Annotated in this window: 19 protein-coding genes and 1 pseudogene; 7 read left to right on the forward strand and 13 right to left on the reverse strand. The window is 74.6% G+C overall.

Features of this window, described 5'->3' with window-relative positions:
* Positions 1–113: 113 nt before the first annotated feature.
* Genes ACRYM2_RS03085 through ACRYM2_RS03110 form a run of 6 tightly spaced genes read right to left on the reverse strand, consistent with a single transcriptional unit; the run spans position 114 to position 8297 of the window.
* On the reverse strand, positions 114–1349 hold the full coding sequence (locus ACRYM2_RS03085; protein ID WP_432519790.1) for a hypothetical protein: 1236 nt from the start codon (positions 1347–1349) through the stop codon (positions 114–116).
* Complete coding sequence (locus tag ACRYM2_RS03090; protein WP_432519791.1) at positions 1346–2518, reverse strand: phosphotransferase family protein; 1173 nt, start codon at positions 2516–2518, stop codon at positions 1346–1348. The genes ACRYM2_RS03085 and ACRYM2_RS03090 overlap by 4 nt, the downstream gene beginning before the upstream one ends.
* Complete coding sequence (locus tag ACRYM2_RS03095) at positions 2515–4386, reverse strand: ABC transporter ATP-binding protein (RefSeq protein WP_432519793.1); 1872 nt, start codon at positions 4384–4386, stop codon at positions 2515–2517. The genes ACRYM2_RS03090 and ACRYM2_RS03095 overlap by 4 nt, the downstream gene beginning before the upstream one ends.
* On the reverse strand, positions 4383–5711 hold the full coding sequence (locus ACRYM2_RS03100; protein ID WP_432519794.1) for a glycosyltransferase family 4 protein: 1329 nt from the start codon (positions 5709–5711) through the stop codon (positions 4383–4385). Before ACRYM2_RS03100 ends, ACRYM2_RS03095 begins: the two co-directional genes overlap by 4 nt.
* Positions 5708–6982, reverse strand: a complete 1275-nt coding sequence (locus ACRYM2_RS03105) for a glycosyltransferase (protein WP_432519796.1) — start codon at positions 6980–6982, stop codon at positions 5708–5710. Before ACRYM2_RS03105 ends, ACRYM2_RS03100 begins: the two co-directional genes overlap by 4 nt.
* Before the next feature lie 28 nt (positions 6983–7010).
* Positions 7011–8297, reverse strand: a complete 1287-nt coding sequence (locus ACRYM2_RS03110) for a glycosyltransferase family protein (RefSeq protein WP_432519797.1) — start codon at positions 8295–8297, stop codon at positions 7011–7013.
* A gap of 342 nt (positions 8298–8639) precedes the next feature.
* Between ACRYM2_RS03110 and ACRYM2_RS03115 the strand changes: the two genes are divergently transcribed.
* The 3 genes from ACRYM2_RS03115 to ACRYM2_RS03125 are packed head-to-tail and all read left to right on the forward strand — an operon-like array spanning position 8640 to position 11444.
* Entirely contained in the window at positions 8640–9182 is a 543-nt protein-coding gene (locus ACRYM2_RS03115; RefSeq protein WP_432519798.1) for a hypothetical protein, read from the forward strand.
* Positions 9130–10779 carry a sensor histidine kinase gene (locus tag ACRYM2_RS03120; RefSeq protein ID WP_432519799.1) on the forward strand — a complete coding sequence of 550 codons (1650 nt, stop codon included), beginning with the start codon at positions 9130–9132 and terminating at the stop codon, positions 10777–10779. The genes ACRYM2_RS03115 and ACRYM2_RS03120 overlap by 53 nt, the downstream gene beginning before the upstream one ends.
* Positions 10776–11444, forward strand: a complete 669-nt coding sequence (locus ACRYM2_RS03125; protein ID WP_432519800.1) for a response regulator transcription factor — start codon at positions 10776–10778, stop codon at positions 11442–11444. Before ACRYM2_RS03120 ends, ACRYM2_RS03125 begins: the two co-directional genes overlap by 4 nt.
* Before the next feature lie 31 nt (positions 11445–11475).
* Here ACRYM2_RS03125 and ACRYM2_RS03130 read toward each other — a convergent pair whose 3' ends face one another.
* Positions 11476–11640: a hypothetical protein gene (locus ACRYM2_RS03130; RefSeq protein WP_432519802.1), complete on the reverse strand. Its 165-nt coding sequence runs from the start codon at positions 11638–11640 to the stop codon at positions 11476–11478.
* A 589-nt stretch (positions 11641–12229) separates the two neighbouring features.
* Between ACRYM2_RS03130 and ACRYM2_RS03135 the strand changes: the two genes are divergently transcribed.
* The 3 genes from ACRYM2_RS03135 (at position 12230) to ACRYM2_RS03145 (ending at position 16165) form a co-directional block, all read left to right on the forward strand.
* Positions 12230–13825: a methyl-accepting chemotaxis protein gene (locus ACRYM2_RS03135; RefSeq protein WP_432519804.1), complete on the forward strand. Its 1596-nt coding sequence runs from the start codon at positions 12230–12232 to the stop codon at positions 13823–13825.
* Between the two features lie 217 nt (positions 13826–14042).
* Positions 14043–14345 (forward strand): hypothetical protein, encoded by a 303-nt coding sequence (locus ACRYM2_RS03140; protein WP_432519806.1) that lies wholly within the window; start codon positions 14043–14045, stop codon positions 14343–14345.
* Positions 14346–14572: 227 nt separating this feature from the next.
* Positions 14573–16165 (forward strand): methyl-accepting chemotaxis protein, encoded by a 1593-nt coding sequence (locus ACRYM2_RS03145; RefSeq protein ID WP_432519808.1) that lies wholly within the window; start codon positions 14573–14575, stop codon positions 16163–16165.
* Between the two features lie 160 nt (positions 16166–16325).
* Here ACRYM2_RS03145 and ACRYM2_RS03150 read toward each other — a convergent pair whose 3' ends face one another.
* The 4 genes from ACRYM2_RS03150 to ACRYM2_RS03165 all read right to left on the reverse strand — a co-directional run bounded on the left by ACRYM2_RS03150 (position 16326) and on the right by ACRYM2_RS03165 (position 20765).
* Positions 16326–17345 (reverse strand): 4-hydroxythreonine-4-phosphate dehydrogenase PdxA, encoded by a 1020-nt coding sequence (locus tag ACRYM2_RS03150; RefSeq protein ID WP_432519876.1) that lies wholly within the window; start codon positions 17343–17345, stop codon positions 16326–16328.
* Between the two features lie 80 nt (positions 17346–17425).
* Positions 17426–19105 carry a tripartite tricarboxylate transporter permease gene (locus tag ACRYM2_RS03155; protein ID WP_432519810.1) on the reverse strand — a complete coding sequence of 560 codons (1680 nt, stop codon included), beginning with the start codon at positions 19103–19105 and terminating at the stop codon, positions 17426–17428.
* Positions 19105–19803, reverse strand: coding sequence for a tripartite tricarboxylate transporter TctB family protein (locus ACRYM2_RS03160; protein WP_432519812.1), 699 nt, complete (start codon positions 19801–19803; stop codon positions 19105–19107). Before ACRYM2_RS03160 ends, ACRYM2_RS03155 begins: the two co-directional genes overlap by 1 nt.
* Positions 19800–20765, reverse strand: a complete 966-nt coding sequence (locus tag ACRYM2_RS03165; protein WP_432519813.1) for a tripartite tricarboxylate transporter substrate binding protein — start codon at positions 20763–20765, stop codon at positions 19800–19802. The genes ACRYM2_RS03160 and ACRYM2_RS03165 overlap by 4 nt, the downstream gene beginning before the upstream one ends.
* 168 nt (positions 20766–20933) lie before the next feature.
* Between ACRYM2_RS03165 and ACRYM2_RS03170 the strand changes: the two genes are divergently transcribed.
* Positions 20934–21722: a FadR/GntR family transcriptional regulator gene (locus ACRYM2_RS03170; RefSeq protein ID WP_432519814.1), complete on the forward strand. Its 789-nt coding sequence runs from the start codon at positions 20934–20936 to the stop codon at positions 21720–21722.
* Between the two features lie 248 nt (positions 21723–21970).
* Here the strand turns inward: ACRYM2_RS03170 and ACRYM2_RS03175 are convergent, their stop codons facing one another.
* Together ACRYM2_RS03175 and ACRYM2_RS03180 are read right to left on the reverse strand one after the other, a co-directional pair.
* Complete coding sequence (locus ACRYM2_RS03175; RefSeq protein WP_432519878.1) at positions 21971–22651, reverse strand: bile acid:sodium symporter; 681 nt, start codon at positions 22649–22651, stop codon at positions 21971–21973.
* Positions 22533–23030 (reverse strand): annotated as a pseudogene (locus tag ACRYM2_RS03180) (hypothetical protein); the annotation flags it as partial. The gene ACRYM2_RS03175 and the pseudogene ACRYM2_RS03180, both read right to left, overlap by 119 nt.
* Positions 23031–23097: the final 67 nt, after the last annotated feature.

The following is a 23097-nucleotide window of genomic DNA, read 5'->3' on the forward strand; positions in this document are numbered from 1 at the left end:
TCGTGCACGTTCTCCTCCTCGAATGCCGCGGTACCGGTCGACGCTGCTGACCCGCGGACGCGAGGACCACAGCGGCGAGGGAGCAGTGCGCGCTGAGCACCGGTCCTGCACGGTCAGCGCAGCGCGTGGCAGCCGATCCAGTGCGCCAGGTCCGACACCGATCCGCGGAAGGCGTGGACCGCCACCAGCCGCAGGCGCGCGGCGGTCCGCCACAGCGCCAGCCGCTGCGGTCCCGAGTCCAGCAACGGGTGCCCGCACGCCGCCCAGCCCTCCCGCAGACCTGCGCGCACCGCGGCCACCGCCGCCGGCGCGGCACCGCGCACCAGCGCCAGGTCGAGGTGGGCCAGCAGGTTCGCCGCATCCAGGCACGGGTCGGCGCGCGCGGCCGTGTCGACGTCGAGGAACGTCACCACCGCAGCACCCGGGTCCGCCAAAGCCCCCACACCATCGCTGCACCCTGGCTGCGGGAAGCGCACGAGGACCTGCGCCTCGTGCAGGTCGCGGTGGCTGAGCACCGGCGGCACGGGCGGCAGGGCCAGCAGCGCATCGCCGACGGCGGTGACCAGCGCGTTCAACCGCGCGGCCTGCGCCGAGGCCAGGACACCGAAGTCACGGGCGTCCCCGGCCCAGCGCCGCAGCACGGCTGCCTCTGCGCCTGCGTCGTGCACGGGCAGCCCGGCGGCGGCCGGGGAGGCGGTGACGGCGGCCAGCGCCCCGCCGGCGACGGCGGTGGCGCGTCCGGCGGCGTGGCAGCGCGCCAGGGCGGCCGGGTCCTCGCCGGCGGCCAGCAGGGCGCTCAGGTCGCACCCCATGGCTGGGCGCAGGCGCAGCAGCCCCTCGGCCGCACCGGTGACCTCCACGAGAGCCGGCCGGCCGGGGTGCCCGCCCAGAGCGGCGTCCACGGCGTGCAGCCGGGCCAGCGCCGTGCGGGTGGCGGCCGGCCTGGCGACCTTGAGGAACGACTGCGGCGCACCGGCCGCTCCGCTGCGCAGCACCGCCCGCTTGCCGGCGCGGTGGCCGACGAGCACGGCCCCCTCGGCCCGGGCGGTGCCCAGCGCGGGCAGGCGGTGGTCCTCGCGGAGGACCTGGACGTGGGCGCCGGTCAGGACTCCGCTCCGCAGGTGCGGGCGGGCGGTGGCGGCGACCACGTGCCCGTCGGCATCGCGCCCCTCCAGCACCAGGGGGCGGTCCTGCTCCCCCGGTCGGCCGCCGGGCCAGGCGCGGTGCCAGGTGGTCCCGGCGGGGGCGGGCACGCGCTGCAGGAGGGGAACCTGCCGGCGTTCGTCCTGCCGGCGCTCGTCCTGCCGGCGCTCGCGCGGGTCGAGGACTTCGACGTTCGAGGGCTTCACGTGGGTTCCTCCGCGGGCGTGAGGTCGTCGAGGGCGGCCGCGGCCAGCGCCGCCAGCTGCGTGGTGCGCGCGGCCCAGGCGGTGCGGCGGCGGCGGAACGGCTCGGGCAGGCGCAGCAGCGCGGCCGCCGCCAGCAGCAGCGGGTGCGCCGCGGGCACCGGGCCGGGCGGGCGGCCGCGCGCCGCGCAGGCGGCGATCCAGGTGGCGGCGTCCCACCCGGCGGGGCCGCGGGCGGCGCGGTCGAGGTCGAGCACGACCAGCTCGCCGCCGGGGCTGCGCAGCAGCTGGTCCGGGGAGAAGTCGCCGTGGCACAGCACCTGCGGCCGCAGCGCAGCGCGGTACCGGGTCACCGCCGCGCCCCAGCGCCGGCGGCAGCGCTGCACGTCGGCGCGCGCCGCCGGCGGCAGGATCCCCGGGTGCTGCAGCACCGCGCGCACGGCCGCGTCCAGCGCTGCGGCGTCCAGGGCGGGCAGCGCCCGGCCGTCGTGGCCACCCCACCGCTGCAGCAGCGCGGCCACCGCCGGGTCGCCAGCGTCCACGGGTTCCCCGGCGAGGAGTTGCTGCACCGCGGTGAAACCGTTCCGCACCGCGGTGGGCGGGGTGCAGGTACCGGTGGCGCGGAACAGCTGCGCGGCCGTGGCGGCGTGCTCGGCGACGCCGGCGACGGCGTGCACCTTCACCAGCTCGTCGCCGCTGCGCAGGACGGCACGGCGGGCCGGGTTGTGCGCCAGGGTGCGCGCCCCGTAGGTCGCCAGGTGCCGCAACCCCGGCAGGTCGCGGTCGGCGACGGCGGGCACGAGCGCGGCGTGCAGCGCGCCGTCGAAGGCGGTGGGGCCGGCGCCGCGGGCGCGGTCGGCGTCCTTGCGCGCCTTGCCACCGTCCCCGGGCGCCCGCTGCGGGGTGGGTGCGTACCCGGTCAGCAGCCACCAGGGGCCGCCGTCGCCGGGGTCGACGGCGGCGCGCACCGAAGTGCCGGGCTTGTGGCGCAGCCGGTCCACCCGCGCCGTGGTGGGCAGGTGGACGGCGTGCGCCGCGGCCCAGGAGCGCAGCAGGGCATCGTCGAGGGCCAGGGCCAGGGCGGGCAGGTGCGGGTCGGCGGCCAGGAGGCCGCGCTCGAGCTCGGCCTCCGGCCCGACCCCCTGCGCCCCGGTGGTCTGCGGCCCGGTCACCGGGCCACCGCCGGGGGTGGCTGGAGCGGTTGCTGCGGTGATGGGTCCGCGGTTCCAGTGCGCTCGGTGAAGCGGCCCTCGTGCAGCTCGACGATGCGGTCGCACCAGCCGAGCAGGGAGGCGTCGTGGGTGACCAGGAGCGTCGTGCGGCCGGCGCTGAGCCGTTCCAGCGCGGCCAGCACGGTGCGGGCCGATTCGCCGTCCAGGCCGGTGGTGGGTTCGTCCAGCAGCACCAGGCCGGGATCGCGCAGCAGCGCGCGGGCGATGGCCAGCCGCTGGCGCTGCCCGCCGGAGAGGGAGCCGCCGCGCTCGGTGACGGGGGTGTCGTAGCCCTGCGGCAGCGCGAGGACGAACTCCTCCGCCCCCACCGCGCGCACCGCGGCCTCCACGTCCGCATCACCGGCGCCGGGCCGGCCCAGCCGCACGTTCTCGCGCACCGTGTCGGCGAACAGGACGGGTTCCTGCAGCACGACGGCGGTGCTGCGCCGCACGTCGGCGCGGCGCAGCCGGCGCGCGTCGTGCCCGTCCAGCAGCAGCCGCCCGGCGACGGGGTCGACCAGGCGCAGCAGCAGCTGCAGCGTCGTGCTCTTGCCCGAGCCGCTGGCGCCCACCAGGGCGACGCGCTCGCCGGGACGCACGTCCAGGTGCGCCTCGTGCAGGACCGGGCAGCCGGGGCGCCGCTCCACCGTGACCCCTTCCAGCCGCACGTATCCGTGCAGGCGGTGCAGGCGACGCGCGCCGCTGTCCTCGGCCAGCGGGACGGCCTGCTCGAGGGTGTCGGCGACGCGCTCGCCGGAGGCGGCGGCGCGGGCGATGCGGCCGGTGTGCTTGGCCAGGTCGCGCACGGGTTTGAACGCCGCCTTGAGGTAGGTGAGGAAGACGACGAGGTCGCCGACCCCGAGCGCGCCGCCGAGGACGCGGTGGGCGCCGACGACGAGCACGAGCGCGGTGGCGGCACCGACGAGGACGTCGACGCGGCGTTCCAGCCCGGCAGCCAGCCGCCGGGCGAGCACACCTTCGCGCGAGGTGCCGTCGTCGGCGGCCGCGAAGGCGCGCGTGCGCTCGCCGTGCAGGTCGTAGGCCTGCAGGAAGCCGATGCCGGCGAAGGTCTCGGAGGCGTCGGCGGCCAGGGCGCCCTCGCGGGTGCGCTGCTCGCGCGAGGCGCCGGTGATGCGCTCGCTGCTGCGCCGACCGGTCAGCAGCAGCAGCGGCACGACCGCCAGCACCGCCAGCGCCAGCAGCGGGTCCAGCACGAGCATGACGCTCGCCATCGCGGTGAACGTCAGGACGCTGCCCAGCAGCGGCAGGCCCGCGGTGATGGCCGCCTCCTGCACGCGACCCACGTCGCCGACGACGCGGGTGACGAGGTCACCGGTGCGGGTCGCGGCGTGGAAGGCGGGGGCGGCGTGCAGCAGGCGCTCGTTGACGGCGGCGCGCAGCCGGGTGGTGGTGCGCGCCCCGACCGAGGCGAACGCCACGGTGCTCAGGTAGGCGGCGGCGGCGCGCCCGATCGCGATGAGCACCAGCGCCACCCCGGCCAGCACGATCCAGCGCACCGCGTCCGGAGCGGGCCGCCCGCCGGCGGCGGCGGGCACCACGGTGTCGAGGACGAACTTCAGCGGCCACGGCTCGGCCAGGCGGAAGGCCACCTCCGCGAGCAGGGCCAGCAGGCCCCCGCCGGCGAGGGTGCGCGAGCCGCGGGTGTGCGGGGCGACGAGGGCGGCGGTGCGGCGCAGCGCGGAACGCTCGCGCCTGCCGCGCGCCTCCCGCGCTCCTCGGGAACCGCGGACCCTCCGGAACCCGTGGACCCTCTGGAGTTCCCGGGAACCGCGAGACCCGCGCAGTTCCCGGCGCCGGTCGGCGCTCACGCACTCCTCCGCTCGGCGGGGGCTGCCGGCAGCGACAGCTCCACCGTGCGGCGCCAGCTGCGGCGCTGCTCCACGGCGGCGCGACCGGCAGCACCCAGGCGCGTGCGCAGGGCCGCGTCGGTGCGCAGCCGCTGCAGCGCGCCGGTGAGGGCGTCCACGTCACCGGGCGCGGTCAGCAGCAGCTCCTGCCCGTCGCCGTAGCAGTCGGGCAGGTCGCCCACGGCGGCGGCCACCGTCGGCAGGGCGCACGCGAGGTACTCGGCGACCTTCAGCGGGGAGAAGTACGCCGCTCCCGCGGGGTAGGGCGCGACGGCCGCATCGGCACCGGCCAGCGCCGCCGGTACGGCGGCGGGTTCCAGCGCGCCAGGCGCCTCGACCGCGACGTCCAGCTCCGCGGCGCGCCGCAGAACGGCACCGCGCTGCGGGCCGTCGCCGATGAGCAGCAACCGCACCGGCCGACCCGGCAGCGCGGCCAGGCGGCCGGCGGCCTCCACCAGCAGGTCCACCCCGTGCCAGGGACGGAACGCGCCCACGAAGGCGAGGGTGAAGGTTCCGCCGCGGCCGCCGCCGGCGCTGTCGTCCGCGCTGTCGGGCAGCGGTTCGCCGGGGAGCCGTTCGTCGGGGAGCGGCTCGCCGGGCAGCGGCCGCGCGGCCGGCCGGAAGCGGTGCACGTCCACGCCGTTGGGCACGACCGCGACGTCGACCTCCACATCGACCTCCACATCGACATCGACGTCGAGTTCTGCGCCCGCCCGCTCCGCACCCGGCTGCCGCAGCACGTGGTGGACCCACTGCGCGACGGGGGAGCTGACGGCCACCACGCGGGTGGCGGCGCGCAGCGCGCGGCGGGTGGAGGCATCGGCACCGGCGGCGTCGTGCAGGGTGCGGTGGCGCGCCTGCTCCAGCGGCAGGGGCGCGTTGACCTCCAGCACGGAGGGCACGCCCAGCGCCCGGGCGCTCTCTTGCACCGCGTGGGCGAACAGGGCGTACCGCTCGTAGACCAGGGCGCGCGCGGCGCCGCGCAGCAGGGCGCTCACCAGGTGCCCGGCGCGCTCGTCGAGGGCGCGCTGGTCCTGCTCGCGCTCGGCGCCGGTGCGCCCGGCCGGCAGCGGCAGGTGGTGCACGTGCACCTGCTCCAACCCCGCGGGCGGCGGCCCGCCGGTGCGGGTGGTGAGCAGGTGCACCTGCGCGCCGGTGGCGGCCAGGACGCGCAGCACCTCCTGCACGTGCACCGAGCAGCCCTTGCCGCCGAAGGCCGGCACCCCCGGGTCCAGGCAGGCGTACACGACGCGGCTGCCGGGTCCCAGCTCGTCCAGGGCGCTCACCGGGCCACCCGCCCCGCGGACCGGACCGGAACCGGATCCGGATCCAGAACCGGGTCTGGAGCCGGGGCCGGTACTGCCACTCCGAGGGTCGCCGCGCGCAGCAGCCCCGCCTGCACGCGCGCATCGAAGCGTTCCTCGACGCGGGCGCGGGCGGCGCGGGCGCACCGGGTGGCGAGCGCCGGCGCGTCCAGGACGGTGCGCAGCGCGGCGGCCAGCGCGAGCGGTTCCCCCGGTGGGACGAGCAGACCGCTGACACCGTCCTCGACGGCCTCCGGGATCCCGGTGACGGTGGTGGCCACCACGGGCGTGCCCAGTGCCATGGCCTCCAGCACGACGGTGGGCAGCCCGTCGCGGTCGCCGTCGGCGGCCACGACGCACGGCGCGGCGAACACCGCCGCGGAGCGCACCAGCTCGTGCACCTCGTGCTGGGGCAGCGGTCCCAGGAACTCCACCACGTCGTGCAGGCCGGCGGCGCGGGCCTGCGCGCGCAACTCCCGCTCGCAGGCGCCGGAGCCGGCCAGTCGCAGGCGCACCGGGTCCCCGGCGGCGTGCAGCAGCGCGATCGCGTCGAGCAGGTCGGCGAAGCCCTTCTTGGGCACCAGGCGCCCGACGGCCGCGACGGTGCGCGGGCGGCCGGTGGGCGCGGTGAAGGGGAAGTCGGCCAGGTCCAGGCCGTTGTGCACGAGCACCGCGCGGGCGCCGGGGTGGTGGCGCGCCAGCCAGCGCAGGTTGTGCCCGCTGACGGTGACGACGGTGTCGGCCTCGGCCAGGACGTCGGGCAGCGCCTCGCCGCCGGAGACGTACAGGTCCTTGGCGTGGGCGGTCAGCGAGTACGGGATGCCCAGCAGCGCCGCGGCGTGCCGGGCGGTGCGCGCGGGCAGGGTGGCGAAGTGGGCGTGCAGGTGGGTGATGCCCTCGCGCTGCGCCCACAGCGCCAGCAGCACGCCCTGCGCGGCGACCTCCACGTCGTCGGCGAGCAGGCGCGGCAGCGCGCCCGCGAAGCCGGGCAGGCCGGCGGCCTCGCGCAGCGCCTGCCACAGGCTCGCGCTGGAGCGCCCGGCGCCCTCGCCGATCCAGGTGACCGGCGCCTGCACGCGGGCCAGCAGGGCGTGGAAGCGCGTGTCGCCGGTGGGCCGCAGCGCGGCGATGGCGATGTCCTCCCCCGCGGCCTCGCGCGCCAGCACCTCGCGCACGACGAACGTCTCGGAGAACCTCGGGTAGACCTTCACGACGTACCCGATCCGCTGCGCGCTGCGCGGCTCCCGACCCACGCCCTCAGCACGGTCCTCAGCACGGTCCTCAGCAAGCACGGGCCACACCCTCCTGCGGCACCGGTGCACACGCGCCCGGCGCCCCGACCCGCTCGCGCGGCGTCAGCGGTGACACCGGCGCCAGCGGTGGCACTGCCGGTGGCGTCGCGGGTGCGCCCGCACCGACCGCACGCGCGGCGGGGAGGTGGCCCAGCAGGTGCGTCGCGCGGCGACGGGCGGCGCTCAGGCCGTCGAGGGCGAGGTCGCCGCGGAGCACGGGTGCGCGGCGCAAAGCGCCGCGCACCCACGCGGCGATCTGCTGCGGGTCCGGGTCGGTGGCGACGTCGAGCATCCCGGCGGACGCCAGCGCCCGGGCGCGCACCTCCTGCTCGCGGCGCGGGCGCGTGCGCGGCACCACCAGCGCCGGCGTGGTGGTGGCCAGCACCTCGGCCACGGAGTTGTAGCCGCCCATGCACACGACCGCGTCGGCCGCGGCCGCCCACTCCCCGACCGCGTCGGTGAAGGGCACCACGTGCACCCCCTCCTGGTGCGCGGCAGCCTCCAGCTCGGCGCGCAGGGGGGTGGGCGCGTAGGGACCGGGCAGCAGCACCAGCTCCACACCCGCCGGCAGCGGGGCGGCCAGCAGCGCCCGGGTCAGCTGCGCGCCGTCGCCGCCACCGCCCACGGAGGCCAGGACGGTGCGGGCGCCCGGGTCGTGCTTGGGCAGCGGTTCTGCCCCGCCCGCGGGCCGGTCGGCGGCCAGGTAGCCGAGGAAGCGGGTCGCGGCGCGCTCGGCGGGCGTCATCCGCAGGTCCTCGCGCAGGTCGTGCACCGAGGGGTCGCCGTAGACCCAGACCTCGTCGTAGGAGCGCGCCAGGGCCGCTGCCGCACCGTCGCGGCGCCACTCGGCCAGCGCCGCGGCCGGTTCGTCGAGCACGTCGCGCAGCCCCAGCACGGTGCGGGTGCGGCCGGTGGCGCGCAGCGAGCTGAGGGCCTCGAGCATCTCCCCGCGGAAGCCCCCGGGCACCTTGTCGACGACGAGCAGGTCCGGGCGCCAGGCGCGCAGCGCGGCGGCGGCCGTGGCCGAGCGCACCGCGACGACGTCCTCCAGCGGCACGTCGAGGGTGGCGGCGGCGTAGCGGCCGTCGGAGTCCTTGCGCACGGCGGGCAGCACCAGCAGCTCCACCCCGGGCGGGCGCGGGAAGCGCTGCGCCTGGGGCGAGCCGGTGATGACCAGCACCTCCGGCCGCAGCGGCGAGCCGCGCAGCGCAGCGGCCAGGGCCAGGTTGCGCCGCAGGTGCCCCAACCCGCACGTGTCGTGCCCGTAGAGGGCCACGCGGGGCCGTGGCAGCCCGCCGGCCGCTCCCCCCGTCGCGCGCTCGGTCGCGGGTGCCGGCCCGGGTGCTCCTGGTGCTGCTCCTGGTGCTGCCAGTGCTCGTGTCCTGCTCACGGTGCCCTTCCCTCCTCGTCGCCGCGCCCACCGCCCGGCGGTCCCGCGGTGCCTGCTGAGCGACGACTGTGCCGACGGGCCATGAGCGGGCGGTGACATGCCGGTGAGAGGCCTCTCATCGGCGTGTCACCGGCGTGTCAGTCGGCCGGCTGGGTCCGCGAACGCGGATGAGAGGTTCCTCACGCGCCCCTCACCCCCGCTTCACCCGCGCTCGGCACGGTGGCGCCCATGCGCACTCCAGTGGTCGTGGCAGCCCTCGCGGTGAGCGCCGCGGGCGTCGCCGCGCTGGGCCTGTCGATGGCCGCCGCGGGACCGCCGGGCACGCAGCTCGGCGGCGCCGTCGTCATGGCCTCCTCCGCTCCCGCCGACAGTGCCGCAGCCGGCGGCCCGGCGGGCTCGACGGTGCCGTCCGCCCCCGCGCCGGCACCCGGCTCCGGCCCCGCACCCGCCCCCGTACCGCCGCCGGGCGTGGATCCGGGCACCGCGCCGACAGGATCGCCGGCACCGAGCACCGCCGCTCCCCCCGCACCTGCAGCTCCCCCGGCACCTGCAGCTCCCCCGGCACCGGCGGCGCCCTCCCCGCGCCCCCCCGACCCGCCCACCGGCGGCGGCGTGGTGCCGGTGCCACCGGCGGGGCCCGTCGTCGTCGGGGACGACGACGACGGTGACGGCGTTGACGAGGACAGGGACGACGGCGCAGACGACGGCGAGGACGTGGATGACGACGGGGACGGCAGCGCCGGCGGGGACGACGACGGCGACGACGGGTGAGCGGCCGGCCGCGGCGCGGCTGCTGCGGCTGCGGCTGCTGCTGCGGCCCGTGCGCGCCAAGGTCGTGCTGGCCGTGGTCGGTGCGACCGCCCTGGGGCTGGGGCTGACGGGAGCGGTCTCCTACGTCGTGCAGGTCGATGCCACCGAGGCACGGGTGGACGCCTCGATGCGCCAGGAGGTGACGGAGCTGCGGGAGCTGGCGGCCCGGGGCTTCAACGGGCAGCAGTTCGCCTCGGTGGACGCACTGCTGGCGGCGAGCATCCGCAACGACGTCGCCGACGCCCACGAGTCGGCCGTCGGCATCGTCGTGGGCGGCAACACCTACGTCGCGGCCCGCACCCCGCCGTTCGCGCTGCAGGAGAACGAGCGCGTGCAGCAGCTCGTGCGCAGCACCACCCCGGACAGCCCCCTGGTGCGCGAGGAGGTGCACACCCGGGCCGGGCCCACGCGGATCATCGCGGTGCCGGTGTCCCTGCCGGGTGCCGCACCCGGCGAGCCGTCGCTGGGCCTGTACGTGGTCGGGCACGCCCTGGACCCGGAGTTCGCCGTGGTGCAGGAGAACGCCCGCACCTTCGCGGTGCTCAGCCTCGCCGCTCTGCTCGTGGTGGGCGCGGCGGGGTGGCTGACGATCGTGCGGCTGCTGCGCCCCCTGGAGGACCTGCACACCACGGCCGTCGGCGTCGGCGCCAGCGAGCTGTCGCACCGCGTGCCCGTGCACGGCGACGACGACGTGGCGGACGTGGCGCGCAGCTTCAACGCGATGCTGCAGCGCCTGGAGGCGTCCTTCGAGACCCAGCGCCGCTTCCTCGACGACGCCGGGCACGAGCTGCGCACGCCGCTGACGATCGTGCAGGGCCACCTGGAGCTGATGGACGAGCGCGATCCGCACGAGGTGGCGGAGACGCGTTCGCTGGTGCTCGACGAGCTGACGAGGATGACGCGGCTGGTGGACGACCTGACCCTGCTGGCCAAGGCGCGCCGGCCGGACTTCGTGCACCTGCAGCCGGTGGACGCCGGCCGGCTGCTGGACGACGCCTTCGACAAGGTCGTCCCGCTGGGTGAGCGCCGCTGGCGGGTGGACGCGCGCGCCGACGCGCAGGTCCTGGCCGACCCCCAGCGGGTGCAGCAGGCACTCATCCAGCTGGTCTCCAACGCGGTGAAGTTCTCCGCCGACGACGACGTGGTGGCCCTGGGCAGCGCCGTCCACCAGGGCGAGCTGCTGCTGTGGGTGCGCGACAGCGGCCCGGGCATCGACCCCGAGGACGTCGAGCGCATCTTCGAGCGCTTCGGCCGCGCGGCCGCCGGCCGCGGGGTGGAAGGGTCAGGTCTGGGGCTGTCCATCGTGACCGCGATCGCCGAGGCGCACGGCGGCCGCGTGGAGGTCGCCAGCCTGCCCGGGGCGGGCGCCACCTTCACCCTGGCCCTGCCCCTCCTCCCCGACGTCCTCCCCGACGTCCACGCCGACGCCGACGCCACCACGAGGGAACCCACCAGGAACCCCCTCGGAACCCCCGCCGACAACCCCGCCGACAACCCCGCGGGAGCGCGCGTCCCGGCCTGCGCCCCCACCACCGAACACGCCCGGGAGGGTCGTTGACCAGCATCCTGATCGCCGAGGACGAGACGCGCATCGCCGCTTTCGTGGAGAAGGGCCTGCGCGCCGGCGGGTACGCCACCACGATCGCCGCCGACGGGCGCTCCGCGCTGGAGCTGGCGAGCACTGGAGCCTTCGACCTGCTGCTGCTGGACGTCGGCCTGCCGCAGCTGGACGGCTTCTCGGTGCTGCGGCGCCTGCGCCAGGGCAGGCACTCGCTGCCCATCATCATGCTGACCGCCCGCGACGATGTCGGCGACACCGTCGCCGGGCTGGAGGGCGGCGCCGACGACTACGTCACCAAGCCGTTCCGCTTCGAGGAACTGCTGGCCAGAGTGCGGCTGCGGCTGCGCACCGGTGAGGAACGCGTCGGCGAGGTGACGGTGCTGGCCGCGGCCGACCTGCAGCTGGACCTGCTGACGCGGACCGCGGCCGTGGCGGGGCGGTCGGTGAACCTGTCCAGCCGGGAGTTCTCCCTCGCCGAGGCGTTCCTGCGCCACCCCGGCCAGGTCCTCTCGCGCGAGCAGCTGCTGAACTCGGTGTGGGGCTACGACTTCGACCCCGGCTCCAACGTCGTCGACGTCTACGTGCGCTACCTGCGCAAGAAGCTCGGTGCGGAGCACTTCGAGACGGTGCGCGGCATGGGGTACCGCCTGCGCACCACCTGAGGCGGGTGCTGCTGCGGCAGGAGGGTCGGCGTCATCGCGGCCAGCGGGCCAGGTGGGCCTCCAGAGCGGCGAGCAGTTCTCGCTCGCTGGGCTCCCGCGGGTCCTGCACGGAGGTGATGCGCACCCGCTGCCCGTCGCGCCCGTACGGCGGCTGCGGCACCGCCAGGTGCAGGCGCTCCGGGTCGAGGGCGGCCACCGGCACACCCCACCCCTGTCGCGACATCGCGCGTCTCCAGCGCCAGGACCTGGGCCGGTGGAGCCACCGGCATCCGAACCCGGAGCACCTCGCGGACATCCCTGCCCGAGGCAGGACCTCCCCGGCGTCTCGACACCCCGCCAGCGAGCGGCCGGAGAGCGCGAGGGGGGCGACCGCGACCGTCGGCCGCGGCTGTGCTGCTCCGGCGGCGAGGGCATGCAGGAGGTGGAGCACGATCCGGCGCCACGCCACGCCACGCCACGCCACGCCACGCCACGCCACGCCACGCCACGCCACGCCGCGGTACGCCGAAGCGGGGGGGTGCCTCATCGCGGCGTCGGCCCGTCGGCGATCAGCGGGAAGTCGAGCACGAGGTCCGCCCATCGCCTCGCAGGCCGAGCGAGGACTGGCGGCGAGCCAGGAGGCGGCCAGCACGAACTCGGCGCGCCGGGCGCAGAGGGGGCGCATCGATGGCACCCGTCCGACCGAGATCGAGGAGGAGATCGCGCTCGAGGGAACGGTCCGGGGCACCCCGCGCGATGGGCAGGTCGCTTTCAAGCATTGCATCGGTTGCGCCGATGCACTCCCCGTGTTGACTCGACTGCGCGATCTGAACGTCGCCTCCAAGCTCTTCGCCGGTTTCGGCGTGGTCTGCTTCCTGCTGGCCGCCGTCGTCGGCCTCGGCATCAACCGCCTCGGCTCCTCCCAGGCCAACCTGGATCTGATGTCCGCGTCCGGCGTCGCCTCGGTGCAGACCATCGGCCAGGTCAAAGCCGCCTTCCTGCAGTTGCGCCTGGACATCAGCAACGCCGCTCTGCCCGGCAGCTCCGAGGAGACCGCCAAGCAACTGCAGACCCTGACCTCCGACGACCGCGTCTACGACGAGGCCTGGAAGGCCTACCTGGCCACCTCGCCCTCGGCCTCCGCCGCCGAGCGGGGTGAGGTCGAGGACCTGCTGCAGCAGTACCGCAGCGCCCGTGAAGGCCTCATCAGCGCCGCGACGAACAAGGACATCGACGCCTACGTCACCACCCGCAACACTCAGACTTCACCTCTGGCCAAGGAGCTGAACGCACAGCTTGACGCCATCAGCGAGACCGAGGCGCAGGCCGCCGCGGACCTGGCCGCCGAGGGCAGCAGCAGCTACCACGCCGCCGTCACCCTCTTGCTGGTCATCGGTGCGATCACACTGATCGTCGCCGTGATCGTCGCCACAGTCGTGGCCCGTGGCATCGCCCGCCCCCTGGCCAGGACTCTGCACGTGGTCCAGGGCCTGGCCGAGGGCCGCCTGGACCAGCGGGTGGGCATCACCACCGGCGACGAGGTCGGCCAACTGGCCGGTGCGGTGGATGCCACCATGGAGCGCCTGGCGGCCACCATGCGCCGCATCGCCGGGAACGCCGGCACCCTGGCCTCCTCCTCCGAGGAGCTGACCACCGTGGCCACCCAGCTCTCCAGTGGCGCCGAGGAAGCAGCCACCCAGGCGCAGGTGGTCTCGGCGGCCACCGAGGAGATCAGCGCCAACATCGCCACCGTGGCCGCCGCCGGGGACCAGATGTCCTCGGCGATCGCTGAGATCGCCTCCTCCACCGCCCAGGCCTCCTCCACCGCCGCCAACGCGGTGGCGGCCGCCTCCGCGGCCGGGCACACCCTGGAGCGGTTGAGCGCCTCCTCCCGGGAGATCGGTGAGGTGGTCAAGCTGATCACCTCCATCGCCGAGCAGACCAACCTGCTGGCCTTGAACGCCACCATCGAAGCCGCCCGCGCGGGGGAGATGGGCAAGGGCTTCGCGGTGGTGGCCGGGGAGGTCAAGGAGCTGGCGCAGCAGACCGCGCGGGCCACTGAGGAGATCGTGGCCAAGGTGGGCTCCACCCAGGCCGATGCGGCGGCGGCGGCGGGGGCGATCAGTGAGATCACCGAGGTGATCGCGCGCATCGACGCCTTGCAGTCCACGATCGCGGCGGCGGTGGAGCAGCAGAGCGCGACCACCAGCGAGATGGTGCGCAACGTCACCGAGGTCTCCACCGGTAGCCAGGAGATCGCGAGCAACATCTCCGGGATCGCCGCTTCGGCCGATCAGACCACGGCGGGGGCCACGCACACCGCGTCCACGGCGGGTGAGGTCTCGCGCACGGCGGCGGAGTTGAAGGAGCTGGTGGGCACCTTCACCCTGCCCCGCACCTGAGAGCGCCCCGCTGACCCGTCCCACCCCGCTGACTACCACGATCGGTGCTCCTGCCCTGATCGGTGCCCCTCCCCCGGCCGGGAGGGGCACCGATCAGGCGGGGCGGCTGGAGGCGATCCCCATCTCCGAGAACGCTGCAGACGACGCTGCGGACACGCGCAGCACCGGTGGCCCTCCCCCACCGCACGCCCCGACCGGGACGAGCACGCGCGTCGACGTGAGCGGCCGGTGGGTGTGGCGGGGCAGCGGCGGGCGCGGTGCCCACCTGGTCCGCGAGCGCTCGGCGGGCAGCTGCAACCCGTGGGCCCTGTGCGGGCGGCGGGTGCGCAACCCCCGCCTGGCTTGGCGCAGCATCTGCCCGGACTGCCGCCGCATCGCCGCCGTCACGGGCACCCCTGGGCAGCCCACGACGCAGCTCACGACGGGCGCGCACACCGCGGGAATCGACGCCGAGCCGACTCCCGCACCCACCAGGACACCGAGGTCCACCCCGGTCGACCTCTCCACCAGCTCGCGCTGATCACCCGCCGTGGTGTGAGCCGGTGGGCGGAGACGACGCCACGGGCAGGCCGGCGTCCGTCGAGCGCGTCAGCGACGCACTGTCGAGGCCTGAGCGGGGCGTGCCTCGCGAGCGGACCACGGCGCACCTGCCCGGCGCGCGCTCAAGTCGAGCACCCGAACGGCCGAAGGAGCAGTGTCCCCACCCGCCTCCTGGGCGGCGCCACCACGGCCTTGGAGCTCCTGCGCATGTTCGACTTCCTGCGTGACTTGAAAGTGGGCCGCAAGCTCGCCGCCGGGTTCAGCGTCCTGTGCCTGCTCGTGGTGACCGTGGCCGGGATCGGCCTGTACGAACTGCAACAGACCCAGCAGCGCCTGGAGAGGATGAGCGTCGAGGACGTGGAGGCGCAGCAGCAGCTGGGCTTCGTGCGCAGCAGCTTCAACCGCACCTACCGCAACCTCTACGGCTTGCTGATCATGCCGTCCGCAGACGCCCGCCAGAGCTACGAGGACGACCGTGCGACCACGGCCGAGGCGTGGGAGGCCTACCTGGCCAGCGATCCAGTGGTGCCCGCGGATCAGCTGCAGGTGGTCAGCGACGAGCTGGGCGCTGTCCTGGAGGGCATGGACGTGCTCGCCCCCATCGCCGCCGCCGGGGACCAGGCGACCCTGGTGCGCATGCGCAACGACGAGAGCCTGAGCGTGCAGCAGGGTGGACTCGTCAACGCCAACGTCAACGAAGCCTTCGACGCCGTCCAGGACAGCGCCACCGCGCACGCGAAGGACGCCGCAGCCCAGAGCCGGACCGCTTACGCCAGCGCCCGCACCCTGCTGGCCGTCATCGCGGGGCTCTCGATCGCCGCGGCCGTCGCCTTGACCACCGCGCTGTCGCGCTCGGTGGCCGGTCCGCTGGCCCGCACGCGCGCGGTGGCCGAGGGACTGGCTGCCGGGCGCTTGGACCTGCGCGTGCAGGCGACCTCCCGCGACGAGGTCGGGCTGACGGCGCAGGCGCTGAACACCGCGCTGGACAACCTCTCCTCCACGGTGCGTTCCATCCACGCTCAAGCACACAGCCTGGACGGGGCCTCCCGCGAGCTCGTCTCCGTCTCCGAGGAGCTGACGACCACCTCCACGGAATCCGTCTCGCAGTCGCAGGTGGTCTCCGCAGCCACCGAGGAGATCAGCGCCAACATCGGCACCGTGGCCGCCGCCGGCGACCAGATGTCCAGCGCGATCCGCGAGATCGCCTCCTCCACCAGCGAGGCATCCTCCGTCGCCAGTGCCGCTGTCACCAGCGCAGACGAGGCCTCAGCCATCCTGGAGCGGCTGTCGTCCTCCTCCCGCGAGATCGGCGAGGTGGTCAAGCTGATCACCTCCATCGCCGAGCAGACCAACCTGCTGGCCTTGAACGCCACCATCGAAGCCGCCCGCGCCGGGGAGATGGGCAAGGGCTTCGCGGTGGTGGCCGGGGAGGTCAAGGAGCTGGCGCAGCAGACCGCGCGGGCCACCGAGGAGATCGTCGGGCGCGTCAACGCCACCCAGACCGACGCGGCGGCAGCGGCCAGCGCCATCGGTGGCATCTCCGAGGTGATCGCGCGGATCGACGGCTTGCAGTCCACGATCGCGGCGGCGGTGGAGGAGCAGTCGGCGACCACCTCTGAGATGGTGCGCAACGTCACCGAGGTCTCCACCGGCAGCCAGGAGATCGCGGCGAACATGTCGAGCATCGCCTCTTCAGCGGCCCGCACGTCCGCCGCGGCGGACCGAACCAGCCAGACGGCTGACCACGTCTCCGGCGCGGCTGCGGACCTGCAGCGCTCGGTCGCCGGTTTCCGCCTCTGACGAGACCGGCTGCGCGCAGCACTGCTCCCAGGTCGGCGACCTGGACGGCTCGACGGAAGACGCCGACGCCCGGCCCGGCCCGGCTCCCACCTGCCTGCGACTGGGCCGCGCCCGGGCGCGGGCAGGTGGGTATCCCCGCCCGGGCGCGGCGCCGTCGCGATCAGGCCGGCGTGGCAGCTGCCGTGCGTTGGGCGGCTCGCTGGGCGGCCACGGACACGGCGATCTCGTAGGCGTGCTGCATGGCCCCGATGCTGGCCTTGCCCTCGCCGACGATGTCGAAGGCCGTGCCGTGAGCCGGCGTGCAGATCGGCACGGCCAGGCCACCGGCGATGGTGACGCCGCGATCGAAGCCGATGAGCTTCATGGCGATCTGCCCCTGGTCGTGGTACATCGTCACCACACCGTCGAACTCGTCGGTGCGGGCGCGCAGGAAGATCGTGTCCGAGGGGAAGGGCCCCTGGACGTCGATCCCCTCCTCGCGCAGTTGCTGCACGGCCGGGGAGATGATCTCGATCTCGTGACGGCCGAAGCGGCCGCCCTCACCCGCGTGCGGGTTGAGCGCGCACACCGCCAGCGAGGGAGAGGAGGTGCCCCGTTCACGCAGCAGGCGGTCCAGCAACCGCGCAGCGCCCAGGACGCGCTCGGAGGTGATGCCGGCGTCCACCTCGGCGATGGAGACGTGCGAGGTGACGCGGGAGGTCATCAGGCCCGGCAGGACGTTGATCTCGCAGGTGAAGCCGTCACCGACCGGGTCCGCGCCCAGGACCGACTCGAACCAGTGCAGCTCGTCGTTCTCCGTCATCCCGGCCAGGTGCATGGACGTCTTGTTCAAGGAGGCGAAGACGATGGCGTCCACCTCCCCCTCGCGCACCAGCTCCAGCGCGGTGCTCAGCGCGTCCAGCGACCAGCGGCCGCCCTCGGCGGTGGCCTGCCGGCGCACGAAACCGCCCGGCGGGCGCACTCCCCTGGTGGGGTGCAGGCGCGGCAGGCCGTCGCCGGCCTCGGTGGACAGCTGGATCGGCACCCCCGCGTCGCGGCCCGCTGCCTCGACCTCCTCGGCGTCGGAGACGAGCACGATCTGCGCCGCGGCGCTCGTCTCGGGCAGCGCCAGCAGCTTGGCGACGAGCTCGGGCCCCACGCCGGCGGGATCGCCGAAGGTGACGGCGATGCGGGGCCGCACGCGAGAGCCGGCCGCGGCCGGTCCGGTGGGTGCCGATCCGGTGGGTGCGGGGCCGGGCGCCTGGTGAGTGGTCACGTCGCTCACTTGTCCTCCTGGTGGGTGCTGCGGTGGGTGCTGTGGTCGGTGCCTCGGTCGAGGGGGCGGTCACTGCGGACGTCGATGTGGTGGTCGTGGTGCTCGTGGTGGAGGCCACGGACGGTGGACTGCTCCCCCGAGGTGGTGCGGGTGCTGCCGGCAGCACCGACGAGCGCGGGCTCGCGGGTGCCCGTGACGGGAGCGGTGGGACGCTGCGTGGCGCGGCGGATCACGACGGGCGCGAGCAGCAGCACCGCCGCCAGCACGAGGATGCCCAGCGCCGTGGGGCTGGCGGCCACCAGGCTGCTCACGCCGTCGTCGCCGGCGAGGGCGGAGGTCTGCACCAGGGCCTTCTCGAAGAGCGGGCCGACGACCAGGCCGAGCACGAGGGGAGCCATCGGCAGGTCCAGGCGCTTCATGGCGTACCCGATGAGCCCGAAGAACAGGACGATCCAGATGCTGAACATGCTGTTCTTGACCGAGTACGCACCCAGCAGGCTGGTGGCGATGATCAGCGGGTACATGAACGAGTAGCGGATGCGCAGCAGCTGGGCGAAGACGGGGGCCAGCGGCAGGTTCAGCAGCAGCAGCATGAGGTTGCCGATGAAGAAGGAGACCAGCAGGCCCCACACCAGCGTCGGCTGGTTCTCGAACAGCAGCGGCCCGGGCTGGATGCCGTAGACCAAGAAGGCGCCCAGCAGTACGGCGGTGGTGGCCCCGCCGGGGACGCCGAGAGCGAGGGTGGGGATGAAGTTGGCGTTGGAGGCGGCGTTGGTGGCCGCATCGGGAGCCACGACACCTTCGATGGCGCCCTTGCCCAACTGCTTGCGGTTCTTGGAGAACTGCTTCTCCGCGCCGTAGGCCATGAAGGAGGCCAGGGTGGAGCCGGCGCCGGGTAGGCAGCCGAGGAGGAAGCCGATGACGGTACCGCGCAGGGTGGAGGGGGTGGCCCGGCGCAGGTCCTCCTTGGTCAGCAGCAGGTCGCGGAAGCGGGCGCGGATGGGAGTGGCGGTGCCCAGGTGCAGCTGGTTGAGCAGCTCACCGATCGCGAACAGGCCGATCATCACCTCCACGAACGGGACGCCGCCGTACAGGTCGATCGTGCCGTAGGCGTAGCGAGGGGTGCCGCTGCCGACGTCCACGCCGATGCAGGCGACGAGGATGCCGACCAGGCCCATGGAGATGCCGGTGAGCAGCGCCTTGCCGGAGAAGACCACGATCGTCGTCAGGCCGAGGATCATGATGGCCAGCATCTCGGTGGGCCCGAAGCCGAGCGCGATGTCGGCGAAGGTGGGCGCCAGCGCCATGAGCGCGACCAGTGAGATCGTCGCGGCGACGAAGGCACCGAGCGCGGAGATGGCCAGCGCGGGACCGGCGCGGCCCTTGCGGGCCATCTGGTAGCCGTCCAGGGTGCTGACCACGCTGGAGGCCTCGCCGGGGGTGGCGATGAGGATCGCGGTGGTCGTCGCCCCGAACTGGGCGCCGTGGTAGATGCCGGCGAGCATGATCAGCGCGGTCAGCGGAGAGAGGGTCAGCGTCACCGGGATGAGGATCGCCACACCCGTGGCGGAGCCCAGTCCGGGCAGGATGCCGATGACGGTGCCCAGCAGGACGCCCAGGAAGCACCAGAGCAGGTTCTCGGGGGTGACGGCGGCACTGAAGCCGAGAGCGAGGTTGTCGAGCATCACTGCCTCCACAGGGCCGGGTCGAGCAGCCCCATGGGCAGCGGGATGCTGAGCAGCGTCACGAACACCAGGTAGGAGACGGCGAGAGTTCCACCGGCCACGAGCAGGGAGCGCACGAGCGGTTGGCGCTCGACGACGGCGGCGAGGAAGAGGGTCATCAGGCCCAGGGCGAGCAGCAGCCCCAGGTAAGGCACCAGCAGAGCGGTGAGCAGGACGGTGGCGCACACCAGCAGCAGCTTGCGCCGTGCGTGCGGGACCTCCTCGACCTCCTCCACCGCGGCGAGGTCCTCAGCTGCGACCGCCTCAGCTGCGACTTCCTCAGCTGTGGCCTGCTCGGCGGCGACCCCGGCAGGAGTTGCCGCGCCGGCGGCGTCCGTGCCCTCGCCGTCCCCGGGCAACTGCTGCCCGGGGGCCGCTCGGCTGCCCCGCAGCTGCAGCACCAGGCGGGCCAGGGAGACCAGCGCGAGCAGGGCGGAGGCGGTCCTGGGCAGCACGCCAGGACCGATCGAGCCGTCTTCCAGCGTCCACGGGTAGGCGAAGGAGAGGGCGAAGAAGACGGCACCGAGGGCTGCGAGAACCGCGGTGGCCATGACCTGCGCCTTCGCGGGCCGCTCTCGCGGCGGGCGCCGGCTCGAGGTGGTGGAGGCGTCGATGGGGCGGGCGCCGCCGGTGTCGCGGTGGGTGGTGGGAACGCTCACTGGAAGACCTCCGCCATCTGCTGGTCGTAGTCGTCGAGGAAGGCCGTGAAGTCGTCGCCGGAGAGGTCGGCCGGCTCCAGCAGGTCCTCGGTGATGTAGTCGCGGTAGGTGTCGGAGTCCATGGCCGCCTCGATCTGGTCGATCCAGTACTCGCGCTGCACCGGCGCGATGCCGCCGGCGCCGAAGACGCCGCGCCACAAGACGACCTCGGCGTCGATGCCCTGCTCCTTGGCGGTGGGGACCGAGCCGAGGACGGGGTCGTCGAAGCGCTGCGGGGACAGGGTGCACAAGGGCTTCAGGTCACCGCTCTCGATGTACGGCTTGGCGGCGGCGGCGCTGGCGGGGGCCAGGGCGACCTGCCCACCCAGCAGGCCGGTGATGACCTCGCCGGTGGAGCCGTAGGGCACCACGTTCAAGACGGCGCCGTTGTCCTCCAGGCCGGCGACGGCCAGGGCGTCGGCGCCGGTGCGTCCGCTGGAGCCGGAGACCACCCGCTCCTGCTTGCTGGTCTCGATGACGTCGGTGCAGGTGGTGAACGGGGAGTCCACCGGGGCCACGAGCATGCGCGAGTCGCGGGCGAACATGACCAGCGGGGTGAAGTCGCGGTAGGTGAAGGGCACGTCGTAGACCTGCGGCAGGGTGTTCAAGGCCGTCTCGGCCACCAGCAGGGTGTTGCCGTTGCCCTCCTCGGCCAGGAAGGTGGACCAGCCCACCGCCCCCGAGCCGCCTTCCTTGTTCTCGACGTTGACGTCGAAGCCGAGCTCGCGCTCGTTGAGGGCTTGGGCGATGACGCGGGCCGAGCGGTCGCTGCCGCCGCCGGGGGCGAAGGCGACCACTGCAGGCACGGAGCCGCGGGGGGTCCAGTCGTCGGGGATGCGGGCTTCAGCGGTGGGCAGCCCGCAGGAGGTCAGGAGCGTGGCAGCGGCCGCCAGGGCCGTGCCCGCGAGGAGCCGTGACTTCATCGTCACCCCTTCCGCGGCGCAGCCGCGAAGACGTCGGTCGTCGTCGATTCCAGCGCGGGCATCCGGTGCCCGGCGTGACGCGATGACGGTAGAGGCCCGCTCCCTGATTGGTCAACCATTTGATCGTGGTGGTCGACCAATGCGTGGGCGGCTGCTACGGTCGTCTCCATGCAGCCCAGCGTCGGTGCCGACGTCGAAGCGGGTCCCGCCCAGCCCGTGGTCCCCGCGCAGCGCCCCGAGTCAGCGGTGGCGGACATCGCGCGCCGCCTCCTGGCGCACATCGCCGATGAAGGACTGGCCCCGGGGGGGCGCCTCCCCCCCGAGCGCCAGCTGGCCGCGGCCTTGGGGGTGGGACGCGCAGCGGTGCGCGAGGCGCTGGCGGCGCTGGACCTGCTGGGCCTGGTGCACAGCAGGCAGGGCTCGGGCACCTACCTGACCGGCCGCACCGCCGACCTGCTGCCCCAGGCCGTCGAGTGGGGCCTGGTGCTCGGCAAGCCCGAGACCCTGCACCTGGTCGAGGCACGGCACCACCTGGAGATCGCGCTGAGCGGCATCGCCGCCCGCAGACGCACCCCCGAGGCGCTGGTGCGCCTGCAGCAGCACCTGCAGCAGATGCACCGAACCGGTCAGGCCGGCGAGATCGACGCCTTCGTGCACGCCGACGTCGCCTTCCACCTGGAGGTGGCGGCCACCTCGGGCAGCACCGTGCTCGCCGGGATGCTGGACAGCGTGCGCTCGCTGCTGGGCGTGTGGATGTCGCGAGCCGTCCGCGCCGACTGCGGGCACGTCGAGGACACCCTCGCCGAGCACGCCGCCATCGTCGAGGCGATCGCCGCCGGAGCGGTCGAGGAAGCGGAGAACACGATGCGCGTGCACATGAGCAACGCGGAGAGCCGCCTGATGCGCACGCTCGGCCACGACGGGTGGAACCAGCAGCACAACGGCGCAGCCACCTAGCACGAGCGGGCCCCGCACCCGCAGCGGCGTGCTCCACGCCGCCGCAGACACCTCGGCGCCCGAGGTCAGCGCTCGCTCCTCCGGGACGACGCCCCACCCTGACGAGCCCATGGGCCGGGGCGCTCCTCCACCTCGGTCGACCACCAGGAGCGAGCACCGAAAACAACGTGTGGAACCGAACGTCGTCACCGGCCGTGGTGAACACGAGCCTCATCCCCGCACGAGCTCACCTCAGCCGACGGCAGGCGTCAGCGCTCCTCGCCCGCCATCCGCCCGGCGAGGAGGGAGCACACCACGATCTGCAGCGGGTGGTAGATGATGATCGGCACGATGACCAGCCCGATCAGCTGGGGCGGGAAGAGCACCGTGGCCATCGGGAGACCGGTCGCCAGCGACTTGGTCGAGCCGCAGAAGAGCGTTGCCACCCGGTCGGGCCGCGAGGCCCTCCACAGCGCAGGAACCCACCAGGCGGCGGCGGAGGTGATCGACAGCAGCAGCGCTGCAGCGGCGATGACGAGGGCGACCTGCCCCGGGCTCACCTGCTGCCACACTCCTTGGCGAACTCCCCGGCTGAAGGCGGAGTAGACGACGGCGACGATGACGCCACGGTCCATGAGCGTCAACAGGCGGCGGTAGCGCTCGAGCACACCGCGCACGAAGCGGCCGACGAGCAGTCCGAGCAGGAAGGGCACCAGCAACAGCAGCACGATGCGGCTGATCGGCTCAGGGCCCACCACCAGTTGCGACGAGCCCAGCAGCAGCGCCACCAGCAACGGCGTCAGCGCGATTCCCGCGAGGTTGGAGGCGGTCGCCCCCATGACGGCACCGGCGACGTTGCCGCGGGCGATCGCCGTGAACACCACGCAGGACTGGACGGTGGACGGCAGGACGGACAGGAACACCAGCCCCGCCAACAGCCCCTCCGCCAGGAACGCGCCACCGGCCGCGGCCAGCAACAGCCCCGACACGGGGAAGAGTCGGAACACCCACTCGCACCATCTCGGGCGGGGCAGACGGCGTGCGCAGCGACCGACCGGAGAGCACGACGTTCAGCGGTAACCCGTCGGCGGTCACCAGCAGGTGGTACTCGTCCCCCGCGCGCGGGGGCACCCCCGGCCCGGTTCTCCTCCGTCGGTGGGGTTCGGGCCCGTCAGCGCGCCCCTTCTCCGCTCGGGCACTGACGGAGTCGATGCGGGCCCGCGACCAGTCCAGCACTCCTTGCTGACCGAGGCGGTCCAACACGGCACCGTGCAACTGCTCCCGGACGCCGGCATCCTGCCACTGGCGCAGGCGCCGCCAACACGTCCAGCGCAGCCACCGCGAAAGCCACGGCACCGGCACCGGCCGCCGGGTCAGCAGGTCCAGCCGGCGTCCG

The sequence above is a fragment of the Kineococcus aridisoli genome (genome assembly GCF_050871885.1).
In the GTDB taxonomy this organism is placed as follows: domain Bacteria; phylum Actinomycetota; class Actinomycetes; order Actinomycetales; family Kineococcaceae; genus Kineococcus.